Source organism: Mesorhizobium sp. M6A.T.Cr.TU.014.01.1.1 (genome assembly GCF_004022765.1).
GTDB lineage: Bacteria > Pseudomonadota > Alphaproteobacteria > Rhizobiales > Rhizobiaceae > Mesorhizobium > Mesorhizobium mediterraneum.
The window spans coordinates 224,982-239,368 of sequence record NZ_RZPG01000006.1; the positions used below are offsets into that span (position 1 = coordinate 224,982).

At 60.5% G+C, this 14,387-nt stretch carries 10 protein-coding genes; 8 read left to right on the top strand and 2 right to left on the bottom strand.

Annotated elements, in window-relative coordinates:
* The first annotated feature begins 16 nt into the window (after positions 1-16).
* From EN885_RS09370 to EN885_RS09380, 3 genes are all read left to right on the top strand, one after another.
* Positions 17-2,731, top strand: a complete 2,715-nt coding sequence (locus EN885_RS09370) for an ABC transporter ATP-binding protein (RefSeq protein WP_128241297.1) — start codon at positions 17-19, stop codon at positions 2,729-2,731.
* 191 nt (positions 2,732-2,922) lie between these two features.
* Positions 2,923-3,372: a cyclic nucleotide-binding domain-containing protein gene (locus EN885_RS09375; protein WP_095483624.1), complete on the top strand. Its 450-nt coding sequence runs from the start codon at positions 2,923-2,925 to the stop codon at positions 3,370-3,372.
* 121 nt (positions 3,373-3,493) lie between these two features.
* Positions 3,494-4,348, top strand: a complete 855-nt coding sequence (locus EN885_RS09380) for an MBL fold metallo-hydrolase (protein ID WP_128241298.1) — start codon at positions 3,494-3,496, stop codon at positions 4,346-4,348.
* Between the two features lie 73 nt (positions 4,349-4,421).
* On the opposite strand, the gene EN885_RS09385 is transcribed toward EN885_RS09380, so the two are convergent.
* Positions 4,422-5,198, bottom strand: coding sequence for a polysaccharide deacetylase family protein (locus EN885_RS09385; RefSeq protein WP_128241299.1), 777 nt, complete (start codon positions 5,196-5,198; stop codon positions 4,422-4,424).
* Complete coding sequence (locus tag EN885_RS09390; RefSeq protein ID WP_128241300.1) at positions 5,195-6,283, bottom strand: glycosyltransferase family 4 protein; 1,089 nt, start codon at positions 6,281-6,283, stop codon at positions 5,195-5,197. The genes EN885_RS09385 and EN885_RS09390 overlap by 4 nt, the downstream gene beginning before the upstream one ends.
* A 92-nt stretch (positions 6,284-6,375) precedes the next feature.
* Here EN885_RS09390 and EN885_RS09395 point away from each other — a divergent pair, with 92 nt between their 5' ends.
* The 5 genes from EN885_RS09395 (at position 6,376) to EN885_RS09415 (ending at position 14,386) form a co-directional block, all read left to right on the top strand.
* On the top strand, positions 6,376-7,536 hold the full coding sequence (locus EN885_RS09395) for a DUF3095 domain-containing protein (RefSeq protein WP_128241327.1): 1,161 nt from the start codon (positions 6,376-6,378) through the stop codon (positions 7,534-7,536).
* A 114-nt stretch (positions 7,537-7,650) separates the two neighbouring features.
* Positions 7,651-8,994, top strand: coding sequence for a nucleotide sugar dehydrogenase (locus tag EN885_RS09400; protein WP_128241301.1), 1,344 nt, complete (start codon positions 7,651-7,653; stop codon positions 8,992-8,994).
* Between the two features lie 97 nt (positions 8,995-9,091).
* The gene (locus tag EN885_RS09405; RefSeq protein WP_095483620.1) at positions 9,092-10,432 is read left to right on the top strand and encodes an adenylate/guanylate cyclase domain-containing protein; all 1,341 of its coding nucleotides are present in this window, start codon (positions 9,092-9,094) and stop codon (positions 10,430-10,432) included.
* Positions 10,433-10,595: 163 nt separating this feature from the next.
* Positions 10,596-12,491 (top strand): ABC transporter ATP-binding protein, encoded by a 1,896-nt coding sequence (locus tag EN885_RS09410; protein WP_095483619.1) that lies wholly within the window; start codon positions 10,596-10,598, stop codon positions 12,489-12,491.
* Entirely contained in the window at positions 12,488-14,386 is a 1,899-nt protein-coding gene (locus EN885_RS09415; RefSeq protein ID WP_126103593.1) for an ABC transporter substrate-binding protein, read from the top strand. The genes EN885_RS09410 and EN885_RS09415 overlap by 4 nt, the downstream gene beginning before the upstream one ends.
* Position 14,387: the final 1 nt, after the last annotated feature.

Sequence of the window (14,387 nt, forward strand, 5' to 3'; positions counted from 1 at the left end):
GGGTCCACAGCCGCATATGGAACCCAGCCTAGCCCGCTATATCTGGACGCACACCAAGAAGCAGCAACTCTGGATATTGATGATCGTCGTGCTTTCGATGATCCCGTATTTCATGTCCTTCGACCTGCCGAAGCTGATCGTCAACGGCCCGATCCAAGGTGGCGGCTTCGAGCAACCGGGCGCGACCCAGCCATTCATGAGGCTACACTATAACCTGCCGTTCATTGGAGAGGTCCAGTTCTTCTCCGGTTTTCAGCTCGATCGCAAGGAGACGCTGTTTGCGCTGAGCGTTGTGTTTCTCTTGCTAGTCATCATCAACGGCCTGTTCAAACTCTACATCAACACCTACAAGGGCCGCCTCGGCGAACGCATGCTGCGGCGTATCCGTTTCGATCTGGTCGATCGTGTGCTGCGGTTTCCGCCGGTTTACTTCAAGCGGGTGAAATCCGCCGAAGTGGCGACCATGGTGAAGGACGAGGTGGAGCCGCTGGGCGGCTTCATCGGCGATGCCTTCGTGCAGCCGGTGCTGCTCGGCGGCCAGGCGCTGACGGCCATGCTGTTCATCATGGTCCAGAACGTCTGGCTGGGAATGATAGCGGCCGTGATCGTGGGGATCCAGATCGTGCTCATCCCGCGAATGCGGCGGCGGCTGATCGTGCTCGGGCGCGAGCGGCAGTTGACGGCGCGCGCGCTTTCGGGCCGGGTTGGCGAAATCGTCGACGGCATCGGCGCGGTGCACGTCCACGACACATCAAACTACGAGCGGGCCGACATAGCTGCCCGGCTCGGGCTTATCTTTAAAATCCGTTTCGATCTTTACCAATGGAAATTCATGGTGAAGTTCCTCAACAATTTTCTCGCGCAGGTCACGCCCTTTTTGTTCTACATGATCGGCGGGTACCTGGTCATCCAGGGCCGGTTGGACGTCGGCCAGCTCGTGGCCGTGATCGGCGCCTACAAGGACCTGCCCGGACCGATGAAAGAACTGATCGATTGGGATCAGGCGCGGCAGGATGTCCAGGTCAAATATCAGCAGGTCGTTGAACAGTTTACCGCCGAGGGTCTCATTGCGCCGACAATCGGGGCATTGACGATCGACGATCCCGCTCCGATGACCAACCCCCTGTCGGCCATCAATCTGTCCATGGCAGACGATGGCGGTGCAATGCTCCTCGATCATATCTCCCTCCAGGTCAAGCCGGGTGAGACGGTGGCGCTGGTCAGCACCACAACAGGTGGAGCGGAGGCGCTAGCAGAAGCCTTCGCGCGGCTGAATCGGCCGGACAGCGGAAGGGTCGCTTCGGGCGCCGACGACCTGCTTGAACTCCCCGAAGCAGTGACCGGCCGGCGCATGTCCTATGCCTCTTCGGATGTTTTCCTGTTCCAGGCAAGCCTCCGCGATAACCTGCTCTACGGGTTGAAGCATGCGCCGCTGACATCGGTGACTTATGAGGGTGCTGCGGCAGACCAGCGCCGCTGGAACATCGACGAGGCGCGTCGGTCGGGCAATCCGGAGCTTGATATCCACAGCGACTGGATCAACTATGCTTCCGCTGGCGCTACCGGCCCGCACGACCTCTTTGAAGCCGTGCGCCGGGTGCTCGACGCGGTTGTTCTGTCGCGCGACATTCTGGATCTTGGCTTGCGCTCTTCGGCCGACCTCACGCGTCACACGGAGCTTGCCAGGCGGATCATCGAACTGCGTGCGGCGCTGCGAACCCGGCTGGAGCACGAAGGGCTGAGCGGACTGGTGGCTCCTTTCGAACCGGGCGCGTACAACAAGGAAGCAACGATTGGCCAAAACCTGCTCTTCGGCGCTGCCGCCGGCCCCGAACTGGCCGACAGGGCTCTGGCGGCCAATCCCTATTTTGCTTCTGTGCTGAAGCAAGTCGGCCTCGACCGCACGTTCTACGAAATGGGCATGGAGATCGCCGAACAGGCGATCGAGCTGTTCGCCGACCTGCCGCCCGATCACCAGTTCTTCCAGCAGCTCGCCTTCATGAGCGCCGAGGAGATACCCGCCTACGAAAGCTTGCTGCAACGGCTCAAGAACCGTCCCTACGAGGCGGTTTCGGAGAACGACCGCGCCATGATCATCACCTTGAGCTTTAACTATATCGAGCCCCGGCACCGCTTCGGTCTGCTGAGCGACGAGCTCATGAGCAAGATCGTCGCTGCACGCAACCGTTTCTATGAAAACCTGCCGCCCGAGCTGCAAAATGCAGTCGAACGATATGATCCTGCCAAATACATTGCCGCGGCTACCGTCATGGACAATGTCCTGTTCGGGCGTGTGGGCACCAACCATCCCGACGCGCCGGACCGTATACGGTCTATCGTCTATGACATCCTTGACGAACTGGGGCTTTATGACGAACTTCTGGATGTCGGCCTGGACTTCAACGTCGGCTCCGGTGGCAGGCGGCTGACCGGTGGACAGCGACAGAAGCTCGATGTTGCCCGGGCCCTGATCAAGCGTCCCGATTTTCTCATTCTCAACCGGCCGCTGTCGGCGCTCGACCAGCGCATGCAGGATAAGGTGCTGCGAAACGTTCTCGAGGAAGCCAGACGCGACGGCCATTCGCCGGCAATTGTGTGGGTCGTGACGAATCCGGCAATGGCGATGATGTTCGATCGCGTTGTCGTCTTCGACTCGGGTCGTTTGGTGGAAGACGGAACACACGAGACACTTTTGGCAGGGGACGGTATCTTCAAGGAACTGCTGTCATAGAGCTTTGGACATTCCGATGGGATCATTCTGCCGGTGGGAACTTGTTGCAAGGTCAAGGGATTGAGGTTTGCACCTGATCCGGGCTCGCTACCATTCGCGTGGTTCGTCTCGCCATCCCGGAAACAGAATTGATTCCATCTGGGCGTCCGTTGGTCTAGTCTGGCAAAAGCGAATTGGGAAGGTTTGCGACAATGCTGCTCAAGGATGAAGTTGGAATGCTGCAACGCGTTCCCTTGTTCGCTGCCATCGAGCCGACAAAGCTCAAGCTGCTTGCGTTCACATCCGATCGTGTGAGCTACAGCGCCGGCCAGATCCTTTTCCGGCAGGGCGACGAGGGAGACGCCGCCTATGTCATCCTTTCAGGCAGGGCGGATATTCTGGTCGATTCCGACAGCGGACCGATAAAAGTTGCCGAACTGGAGTCAAATTCGATTGTTGGCGAGATCGCCATATTGTGCAACAGCTCCCGCACTGCCACCGTCAGAGCGGCAAGTCCGCTGGAAGTCTTGAGAATCCGTAAGGATCATTTCCTGAGGCTTATGAGGGAGTTCCCGGAAATGACCATCGAGATATTGCGGGTTCTTGCCGATCGCCTAAGCCATACGACCGCGGATCTGATCGACGCACGAAGCGCCAAATAACGAAGACGTGCACTCAATTCTCGCCGTCGTGATGGCATTGTCCTCTTGCTGAGAAGGTCGCCCGGAGAAAGCCTGTCTCGCATAGCAGCAGTTGTTTGGCTAAGATGGGCGAAGGGGTAGCATGGACGACGACGTTTTCCTGGTCAGGTTTTGGGGTGTGCGCGGCAGCATTTCGGTATCAGGGCCAGAATTCTCTCGCTATGGCGGCAACACAATCTGCATTGAGATGCGATGCGGTAAGCATACGCTTCTGTTCGACGCGGGCTCTGGCCTACGGCCTGCCGGCGGGGCGCTTCAGGCGTTGGCCGTGACCGATTTCGACCTGCTTTTCACCCATTGCCACTACGATCACATCATCGGGTTGCCTTCTTTTGCGCCGATCTATGACCGGAGCGCCAAGGTTACGCTTTGGTCCGGGCATCTTGCAGGACACATGACGACCCGGCAGATGGTCGATGAGTTCATGCGGCCGCCGTGGTTTCCGGTGAAACTGGAGATCTGCAAGGCAAGCCTCGACTATCGCGATTTCGTATCCGGAGACGTGCTTCGGCCGCGCGAAGGGGTGGTGATCCGAACCGGCAGCCTTATCCATCCGGGCGGCTGCATAGGCTACCGGGTCGAATGGGGCGGCCGCGTCGTGGCGGTGATCACAGACACTGAGCACGAGCCGGACAAACTCGATCAGGCGGTGCTCGGCCTGATCGAAGATGCCGACCTCGTCATTTACGATTGCACCTATACCGAGGAGGAAATGGAACGCCGCCGCGGTTACGGGCACTCGACATGGCAACAGGGCGTCAAGCTCTGTGAGGCGGCCGGTGCGCGGGGGCTTGCGCTGTTTCACCACGATCCGACACGGACCGACGAGGAACTGGACGAGATCGAGAAACTGGCCAAAGACAGGTTTACCGGCGCTTTTGCCGCGCGGGATGGCCAGACGCTCAAATTTCCAGTCTCATTGCGCAAAAAGCGCTGAGCTATTTTCCTCTCTATCTGTTTTGACGCAATTCCCAAGGGAAAGCGCTACGCGCTTTTCCCGGGAAAACCGCTCACACTTTTCCTGGAATTGCTCTAGCGGCGCTGCGCCCGATCAATGTCCTGATCGGAAGCCATGCGCAGGCTTCAGTCTGTGTGGTGACTGTGAACAGCCGTTCGAGGAAGAGCCAGGCCGATTCATCATGCACGAGATGGTGGGTGAGCAGGCCGACCGGTTCGCCGCCGTCGATTGCATGCTGCAATTGCGCGATGATAGCCTGAACCAATAGGCCATGATCGCGGCAGCCGCGCGTGCCATGCCAATCCATGATGTCGACATTGCTGTTGATGACTGCAAGTGAAGCCGGCCTCGGCGGCCCATAGACCGACAATGCCGAAAATCCTATCGATCCAAGGTCGGATACCAAGCCGGCGTCGATCCTGTTCCAAGGTGGCACCAGCATCGGAACGGCACATGCGCGGTGCAGGTCGGTTACGTGCGTCAGCCCTCGAGCCAGATCATCGAGCACCGCCTCGCGTGGCCGATGCGCGCCGAGTTCCTGCTTTTTCTGGTCCTCGGGCGCATGATTTCGGTGCGCCCAGCCATGGATGGCGACCGTGGCATGCGGCGCCTCGGCAAGCCGGACGACAAGCTTCTCATCAGTCAGGGCCGGAATGACGGCCAGAGTGACCGGAACCGCGAATTTACCGGTAAGGTCGAGCAGCCGATCGAGCGCAGGCGTCGGATCCACGGCGTCGTCGTCGCGCAGCCAGAACTCTGCCTTACGGTCCGCCCGTTGCAGGCACGCCAGTTCTTCCACCAAGGGCTGCCAGATCTGATCGGATGTCATGAAACCGGGATCTTCGCAAGAAGTTTGGCCAGACGCGCCGCTGCAACACCGAGGGAACGTTCTTCGAGGATGAAACGCCTGGCTTCCGCGGCCATGATGGTTCTTTCGTCATTGCCGGCCAGAAGCCTTTCAATGGCAGAAGCGAACGCCGCCACATCGCCCGGCGGGGTGAGAAACCCGGTCTGGCCATCCCGCACGACCTCCGGCACGCCGGCGATGTCCTGAGCCACCACCGGAAGGCCGGCGGCCTGCGCTTCAAGATAGGCAACGCCATAGGCCTCGCCATAACCCGGCCAGACGTAAATTCCCCCACGGTAGAGGACATCCGGCACGGCGGCTGGCTCAATCGCGCCAAGCCATTCGATACGGTCGGCGGGCAAGCCGGCGAATTGCGCTTTGACCTCGTCACGGGCAGGCCCATCCCCGACGACCGACATGGTCCAGGGCACGTGGCCGATCGGACCGAGCGCCTGCGCCAGCATGCGATAGCTTTCGACTTTGTCGCCCGGGCGCATCATGGCGACGGTAACGAGGCGCGTCGGACAACCCCGTGCCGGCAGTTCCCGGAATACCGATGTGTCGATGAATGGCGAAAGCATGCCGAGAGCGGCGTCGGGAATCGCATCTGTCAGTCCCTGACGATCCCTTTGCGTGAAGCAGATGTTCAGCGCTGCCTGTTCGACGGCTCGCGCCACCAACGCTTGCGTATCGGCCCACAAGCCGGCGTTGCGCCGCCTCGAATAGGAGGCTTCCGCTGTCACGTAGGGGACAGCAAAGGCCGACGCCAGCTCGGGCCCGATCAGGTCGGGCGCCTTGTAATAGGGATGATAGGAGAACCAGAGATCGGGCTTGCCGTCACGATCCCAAAGCTTGGTCAGCCGCGCAGCCTCCTCTCGGGCCTCGGTCTTGAGCGCATCGAAACTCTTCGACTCCGGTCCGCGTAGATACAAGCGCAATTCGGATGCCAGTTCGACGCTATGCCCACCATGCTCCAGCGCCTTGACCAGCATCCGTGCCATCTGGCGGTCGCCGGAGGCAACGGGATGATTGGGTGACTTCAGCGGCGCGTAGAAAGCAATTCGCATCGCCGGACCCTATCATCGGAAAGCCTGCGCAAGTCAATTTCGAACCATGATCGACTTCACCTTCAAGCACTGGAATGTGCTATCTGATGCTCATGGAAACAGCTGCCGCGTCCGACCCGTTTGTCGCTTCTTTGCCGGTCTTCGCAAGGTTCGAAAGCGTTGCCGATATCGATAACTATCGGCCTCTCCCCGATGGCTGGGCGCTGGCCACCGCAGACATCGTCGGCTCGACCAAGGCGATCGAGGCGGGGCGCTATAAAACCGTCAATATGGCCGGTGCCAGCGTCATTTCGGCGCTGCTCAATGCGCTGGGTAGGCAAGATCTTCCCTTTGTCTTCGGCGGCGACGGCGCGCTCGTGGCGTTTCCTGGCTCGGCGCTGGAGATCATCCGCAACGCGCTGGCGGCTGTCCAGAGATGGGTGGCGGACGAACTGGATCTGACCTTGCGTGCCGCAATCGTGCCGATAAAGGATATAAGAGCGCAAGGCCTCGACGTTCGCGTGGCGAGGTTCCAGGCCTCCGAAGCGGTCTTCTATGCCATGTTCGCCGGAGGTGGCGGCAGTTGGGCGGAAGCCGAGATGAAAGCCGGGCGCTACCGCATCGATCCTGCGCCGGCCGGCGCGCGGCCGGATCTGACCGGCCTCTCCTGCCGCTGGAACCCGATCGAAGCCCGGCATGGCGAAATCGTCTCGATCATAGCCGTACCGGGGGCGTTGCGCGACCTGCGCGGTTTTCAGTTTCTGGCTTCCGACATCATCGCCCTTGCCGGCAGGCAGGAACGCGATGGCCACCCGGTGCCGGTGAACGGGCCGAGCTACAGTTTTCTGCCCGCCGGCCTCGATATCGAGGCGCGGGCCATGGCACCCGCAGGATGGCGGTGGCTATCGAAGCTGTGGGTAGTGTTCCTGATGACGCTTACGGCTGTTACGGATAGATATGGCTGGACGATCGGCAGTTTCGATCCGAAGATCTACAAACGCGACGTGGCCAGCAATTCGGATTTCCGGAAGTTCGACGACGGCTTGAAGATGACCATCGACGTTGACGCGGATGTGATGCAACGGATCGAGAACCGGCTGAAACAGGCGGAAGAGGCGGGCATCTGCAACTATGGCCTGCACCGCCAGAAATCGGCCTTGATGACATGCCTCGTCGCATCGCCGCTGCAGCGCGATCACGTTCATTTCATCGATGGCGCCGCCGGCGGCTATGCGATTGCTGCCGCAAGCCTGAAGGCGAAGGTGCCGGTCTGATGACGGCTTGCGGAAACCGATTTTCCGCAATATGCCTCGGCAATGGTTCTTGGGACCATGGTGCGCCTCGCCATGGGCGCGGACAGCCTGTCCGAATTGACGGGAAGCAGATTTTTGGACGCCTCACGATCGACATATGACCGTCTTCTGAACCGGATTTCGACGCGTGCCGCGCAAGTCGGCGTGATCGGACTGGGCTATGTCGGGTTGCCGCTGGCGGTTGCGATCGCACGCGCCGGCTTCCCGGTTTCCGGCTTCGACGTCGAAGCCCAGAAGGTCGAGAGCCTGAACAACGGCCAGTCCTATATTGAGGCGGTGACGTCCACAGCCCTTGCCAGCGAGGTGGCGATCGGACGGTTCCGCGCCACTGCGGATTTTGCCGAACTGGCCGTCTGCGATGTCATCATCATCTGCGTTCCGACACCGCTGACGAAACACCGAGAGCCGGACCTCTCCTTTGTCAGAAACACGGCAGGCACCATCGCGAAGCATTTACGTCTCGGCCAGCTGATCGTGCTGGAATCGACCACCTATCCTGGCACCACCGACGACGTGATCAAGCCCATACTGGAAAAGACCGGCTTGCAGTCGAAGATAGACTTCTTCCTCGGCTTCTCGCCCGAGCGCGAGGATCCCGGCAACCGCAGCTTTGAAGTCGCGACGATCCCCAAGGTCGTGGCAGGTGACGGCATTGAAGCGGCGACGCTCGTGCAGGCTTTCTACCAGGGCGTGGTCAAGACCGTCGTTCCGGTTTCCACCACGGCGACCGCCGAGGCGGTCAAGCTGACGGAAAACATCTTCCGCTCGGTCAACATAGCCCTCGTCAACGAGTTGAAGGTCGTGCTCGGTGCGATGGGCATCGACATCTGGGAGGTGATCGAGGCGGCAAAGACCAAGCCCTTCGGCTACATGCCTTTCTATCCTGGCCCTGGACTTGGCGGGCACTGCGTTCCGATCGATCCCTTCTACCTGACGTGGAAGGCGCGCGAATACGAACTGCCGACCCGCTTCATCGAGCTGGCCGCAGAGATCAACACGGCTATGCCGCGTCATGTGGTCGATGAACTGGCGAAGGCGCTGGACCGGCGCCACGGCAAGGCGCTCAGCCGCTCGCGCATTCTCATCATCGGGCTCGCCTATAAGAAGAATGTGCCCGACATCCGCGAAAGCCCCTCATTGCGGCTCATTGAACTCATCGAGGAATGGGGCGGCAAGGCGGAATTCCACGATCCGCATGTTACCGAAATCCCGACCACACGGGAGCATATGGCGATCAAGGGGCGTCGCTCGGTCGACTTGACCGAGGCGGCCTTGAAGGATTTCGACGCTGTCGTCGTTGCAACCGACCACGACGCGATCGACTATCAGGCGATCGCTGATCACGCTCCTCTGATCGTCGACACACGCAATGTTTTTGGCCGCCTCGGGCTAGCCCGAGAGACGGTGGTGAAGGCCTGATGGCGTCCGAGCCGGCGAATTTTTTGCCCGCTGTCAGGATCGTGATTGCATCCCGCCGGCAGCCTCGCCACATGAGGCCCAAGAGTTCGGAGACAGCATGAGCACAGCGCAAGCAGAAATTTCTGCCATTCTCATGGATAAGGTTGCCGATTGGCTGACCCAATCGGCGCTGGCGGGCGACGACCTGGAAACATTGGTAAAGGGCTTTTGTGAACGGCTGGCTGCTGCCGGCCTGCCGTTGAAGCGGGTGCATTTGAGCTTTTCGATGCTTCATCCGCTTTATGACGCGCTTGGCTTCACCTGGCTCCGCGGCCAGGGCCTGGAAGTGGAAGGCTTCCGCAAGGAGGACGGCGTTCATTCTGACAGATTCCTGACCAGCCCATACTATCATCTGCTCAGCAACAAGCTCGACCATCTGCGGCGCCGGCTCGACCCGTCAGTGTCGTCGGAATTTCCTGTTTTCGATGACCTCAGGCTTATGGGCGTCACCGATTACATGGCTTTCGTGCATCCCTTCAGCGGCAATACCAGTCAGGGCATGCTGGGATCTTGGTCCACCGACAGTGCTGCAGGCTTCAGCGACAGCATGATTTCGGCGCTGCTGCGCATCCAGAACCATCTCGCCATCGCAACCAAGATGGCGGTGCTCACCAAGCTCGCCGACAACATGATGACCACTTATCTCGGCGGCGACGCCGGCAGGCGCGTGCTGGACGGCCAGATCAAGCGCGGCGAGGGCGATACAATCCGGGCCGCACTGGTCATGGCCGATATGCGCGGGTCGTCAAGGCTTGCCGAAACCTCCGGCCGCGAAATCTATATCGATACGCTGAACCAGTTTTTCGACGCCGTTGCCGCACCTTTCAATCGCAGCGGCGGGCAGATCATGAGTTTCATAGGTGATGGCTTCATTGCCGTCTACCCTTGCGAAAGGCATCGCTCGCAGTCCGAGATCGCTTGCCAGGCTGCTCTTGCGGCAGCGCACAAGGCTAGCGCGCGCATAATGGATCTCAATCTGCGCAGAAAGGAGCAGGGGTTAGGCGACATAAAGTTTGGTATCGGCCTGCATGTCGGCAATGTGATGTTTGGCAATGTCGGGCTTACAGACCGGCTCACATTCTCTGTCTTCGGCTCGGCTGTAAACGAGGTCCAGCGCCTCCAGACCCTGACCAAGAAACATCCGCACAGCGTTCTCGCCAGCAAAGACTTCGCCAGCTATTGCGGCGCCAACAGCTGGCTGACGCTCGGCAAGGAGGAACTGGCGGGCATCAAGCAGAAGCTGACGGTGCTTTCACCCGATCTGTCGGGTGCTCTCGCGCTCGATGAAGACGGTGCGCTGGAGCCGATTTACGACCGAATATCGGACGCCGAGCAGGTCATGCTGCTTCATCGCGATGCCGCGCGGCTGTCGGCGGCCGACCCGAGGAAGCTCCAGTAACCGCCGCGATCTGATCCGAACGCCTTGGTATGCAGTCCGGTCGCCGGTTCCGCCAGGGAACTGGCGACCGTTTCGAATCCAAGTTGCTCTAGGCTGGCAATACGCTAGTCTCGCTTTTTGGGCCTGCCGCCTGGCAGGCCGCCAGAGTGGGGCTGGTCTGAGAATGAATTCGGGTGTTGATCTGCTGCGGATCGAGGATGTTGGCATCTCTTTTGCCATTATCGGGGGACCCTTGCATGCCGTCAGGCGTGCAAATCTTCGCGTCCTGCCCGGCAAGGTTACCGCGCTTGTGGGCGAGTCCGGTTCCGGAAAATCGGTTCTCAGCCAGGCAGTGATGGGCATTTTGCCGAACACAGCCCATGTTCGCGGCCGTATCCTGTTTTCCGATCCTGAAAAGCCCGGCACGACGCAGGATATCCTGCAGATGCCGCGTGACGGACCCGAAATCCGGGCGTTGAGAGGCAGCCGCATCGGCAAGATCTTTCAGGAGCCGATGACATCACTGTCGCCGCTGCACACGATCGGCAATCAGGTCAGCGAATCCCTGCAGATTCATACGCCCATGGCTCGGGTGGAGCGCAAGGCGCGGACCGAGAAAATGCTCGGCCTTGTCGGCTTTCCCAACCCCAAGCGCGCCTATGACATGTATCCCTTTGAACTTTCGGGAGGATTGCGTCAACGCGCCATGATCGCCATGGCGCTTATCTGCCGGCCCGCCCTGTTGATCGCCGACGAGCCGACGACGGCGTTGGACGTCACCATCCAGGCGCAAATCCTGCAATTGCTGCGCGAGCTTCAGACGAAGCTGAACATGGCGATGCTGCTGATCACGCACGACCTTGGCGTGGTCGCCAATGTCGCCGACGAGGTGGTGGTCATGTACCAGGGCGAGATCATGGAAGCGGGACCTGTGGAGGCGATATTCCGCCGGCCAGGCCACCCTTACCTGAAGGGCCTGATGGCAGCCGTTCCGCATTTCGACCTGAAGCCTGGCGAAAGGCTAAAGGCGCTCCGCGAGGTGCCGGTGAATGTCGGGAACCTGCTCGGCAAGCAGACGGCGCCGGCATCGAAGGGGCCGGACGACATCCTGCTGTCGGTCAGGGATCTGACAAAGACCTTCACCATCCGCAAGTCCGGATGGTTCGGCGAAGATCATCAAGCCTCTGTTCGCGCCGTGGACGGCGTGAGCTTCGATATCAGGCGGGGTGAGTGCCTGGGTCTTGTCGGCGAAAGCGGCTGCGGCAAAACCACCGTCAGCAAGATCCTCATGCGGGCTGTCACCCCTAGCGGCGGCTCTGTGATCTTCAACGGCCGCGATGGTCCGATCGACGTCTTGGAAGCCGAGGGAGACGCCCTGCGCATGCTGCGCGCGAAAATCCAGATGGTCTTCCAGGATCCGGTTTCGTCGCTTTCACCTCGCATGACGGTGGAGAACATCTTGAGCGAGCCGCTGGAAATCCATCAACGTGGCAATGCCGCGTCCCGACTCGCCACGGTCAAGAGCCTGATGCAGGCAATCGGGCTCGATCCGCGCTTCATCAAGCGTTATCCGCACAGTTTCTCCGGCGGGCAGCGTCAGCGTATCGGCATCGCGCGCGCGTTGGCGCTGGGGCCTGAACTCCTGATCTGCGACGAGCCGGTTTCGGCACTCGATGTCTCTGTCCAGGCGCAAATCCTGAACCTTCTGAAGGACCTGCAGACGGAACTGGGCCTGACCTACCTGTTCATATCCCACAACCTGGCGGTGGTGGACTACATGGCAGACCGCATCGCGGTGATGTGCGGCGGGCGTATCGTCGAGCTCGCGCCGCGCGAAATTCTGCTTAGGAAACCGGTCCACCCCTACACGCGCTCACTAGTAGCTGCAGTACCTTTCCCCGATCTCGACAGGCCGATGGATTTCAAGACGCTGCAGCTCGGCGGCGCATCCGACACCAGCGCATGGGGACCGCAATTCCGCGACGAAGGCGACGAGGGCATGCTGTCGCCGCTCGACCTTGGCGGCGGCCACCTCGTGCTGGCCCGGCGTACGGCCGATGTCAGCGAGTTACGCCATTGATCAGCCGGCGCACCGTCCTTGGACTCATGGCTTCGGCATTTCTGCCGGGCACGTCGCGCGCCGGCGATCTGGAGCCGGAATTTCTTCAGCCGCGGCTGAAGGCCAGGGCGCTGCCGGCACTCGCCGAACGCTTGCCCAAGAGCCCGCGCGCGTTGAACCTCGCCGCGATGGGCCGGCAGCCCGGCCAGTATGGCGGCACGCTGCGCACGATCATCGGCAGCCAGAAAGATATCCGGATGATGACGATCTACGGATATGCTCGCCTGGTCGGCTATGACGAAAAGCTTAACTTGCAACCCGACATTCTCGAAAGTTTCGACGTAGCGGATGATCGCGTCTTCACTTTCAAGATTCGGGAAGGGCATAAATGGTCTGATGGTAGCCTGCTGACGCCGGAGGATTTTCGCTATTGCTGGGAAGATGTCTGGCTGAATGATGAGCTTTCGCAGGGCGGGCTTGCCCCGACCCTGCTGGCGGACGGCAGGCCGCCACGCTTCGAGATCGTCGATCCGTTGACGGTCCGCTATAGTTGGAATGCGCCCAATCCCGACTTCCTGCCCAAGCTCGCTGCTGCTTCGCCGCTATCGCTTGTTCTGCCGGCCGCCTATCTCAAGCAGTTCCACAAGAAATACCAGGATCCATTCCGGCTCGCCGGCCTGATGAAGGAGAACCGGGCCAAGAAATGGACGCTCCTGCATATCCGCATGTCGCGGCAGTATCGCCCGGAGAACCCGGAACTGCCGACGCTCGATCCCTGGCAGAACCGGACCAAACCGCCGGCCGAGCAATTCGTCTTCGAGCGCAACCCGTTCTTTCATCGAATGGACGAGAATGGCCGGCAACTGCCCTATGTTGACCGGATCGTCATGAATGTCAGCTCGTCGGCGATCATCTCGGCCAAGACCGGTGCGGGCGAGAGCGACCTGCAATGCATGGGAATTGACTTCAGCGATTACTCCTTCCTGAAGGACGCGGAGAAGCGCTACCCGGTGAAGATGCATCTCTGGAAACGCACACAGGGTTCGCGGCTGGCGCTGCTGCCCAATCTGAATTGTTCCGACCAGGTGTGGCGTGGCCTTTTTCGTGACGTGCGCGTGCGCCGTGCCCTTTCGCTCGCTGTGGACAGGCGCGAGATCAATATGGCTGTGTTCTACGGATTGGCACAGGAAAGTGCCGATACGGTCCTGCCGGAGAGCCCGCTCTACCGGCCGGAATTCGCGAAAGCCTGGGTCGCCCATGATCCAGACCAGGCCAACGCCCTGCTCGACGAGGTCGGGCTTCAGACGCGTGACGATGACGGCCTGCGGATACTTCCCGATGGACGCCCTGCGCAGATCATAGTGGAAACGGCCGGCGAAAGCACGCTGGAAACCGACGCGCTCGAACTCATCACCGATCACTGGCGCAAGATCGGCATCGCCCTGTTCATCCGGACTTCGCAGCGCGATATCTTCCGCAGCCGCGCGCTTGGCGGCCAGGTCATGATGTCGATGTGGTCGGGCATCGACAATGGCGTGCCGACCGCCGACATGAACCCGTACCAGCTGGCCCCCACCATCGACGACCAGCTGCAATGGCCGCTCTGGGGTGCCCACTACTTGTCTCATGGCAAGGTCGGTGAGGCGCCCGATCTTCCGCCTGTGGTCGAGTTGATGGCTTTACTCAAGCGCTGGAACGCATCTACCGAAGCCACGGAGCGCGCCGAAATCTGGAACTCGATGCTGTCGATCTACACCGATCAGGTGTTTTCCATCGGCACCGTGAACGGAACGCATCAGCCGGTTCTGGCGTCCTCGCGGCTGCGCAATCTGCCTGACAAGGCTCTCTACGGCTACGACCCGACCGCCTATTTCGGTGTCTACATGCCGGATACATTCTGGCTTGGAGACTCCTGAG

Excerpts from the sequence above, each read along its gene's own strand:
- EN885_RS09380 (WP_128241298.1), top strand. The coding sequence starts at position 3,494 with ATGGACGACGACGTTTTCCTGGTCAGGTTTTGGGGTGTGCGCGGCAGC.
- EN885_RS09390 (WP_128241300.1), bottom strand. The coding sequence starts at position 6,283 with ATGCGAATTGCTTTCTACGCGCCGCTGAAGTCACCCAATCATCCCGTT.
- EN885_RS09410 (WP_095483619.1), top strand. The coding sequence starts at position 10,596 with ATGAATTCGGGTGTTGATCTGCTGCGGATCGAGGATGTTGGCATCTCT.
- EN885_RS09370 (WP_128241297.1), top strand. The coding sequence starts at position 17 with ATGGAACCCAGCCTAGCCCGCTATATCTGGACGCACACCAAGAAGCAG.
- EN885_RS09405 (WP_095483620.1), top strand. The coding sequence starts at position 9,092 with ATGAGCACAGCGCAAGCAGAAATTTCTGCCATTCTCATGGATAAGGTT.
- EN885_RS09395 (WP_128241327.1), top strand. The coding sequence starts at position 6,376 with ATGGAAACAGCTGCCGCGTCCGACCCGTTTGTCGCTTCTTTGCCGGTC.
- EN885_RS09375 (WP_095483624.1), top strand. The coding sequence starts at position 2,923 with ATGCTGCTCAAGGATGAAGTTGGAATGCTGCAACGCGTTCCCTTGTTC.
- EN885_RS09385 (WP_128241299.1), bottom strand. The coding sequence starts at position 5,198 with ATGACATCCGATCAGATCTGGCAGCCCTTGGTGGAAGAACTGGCGTGC.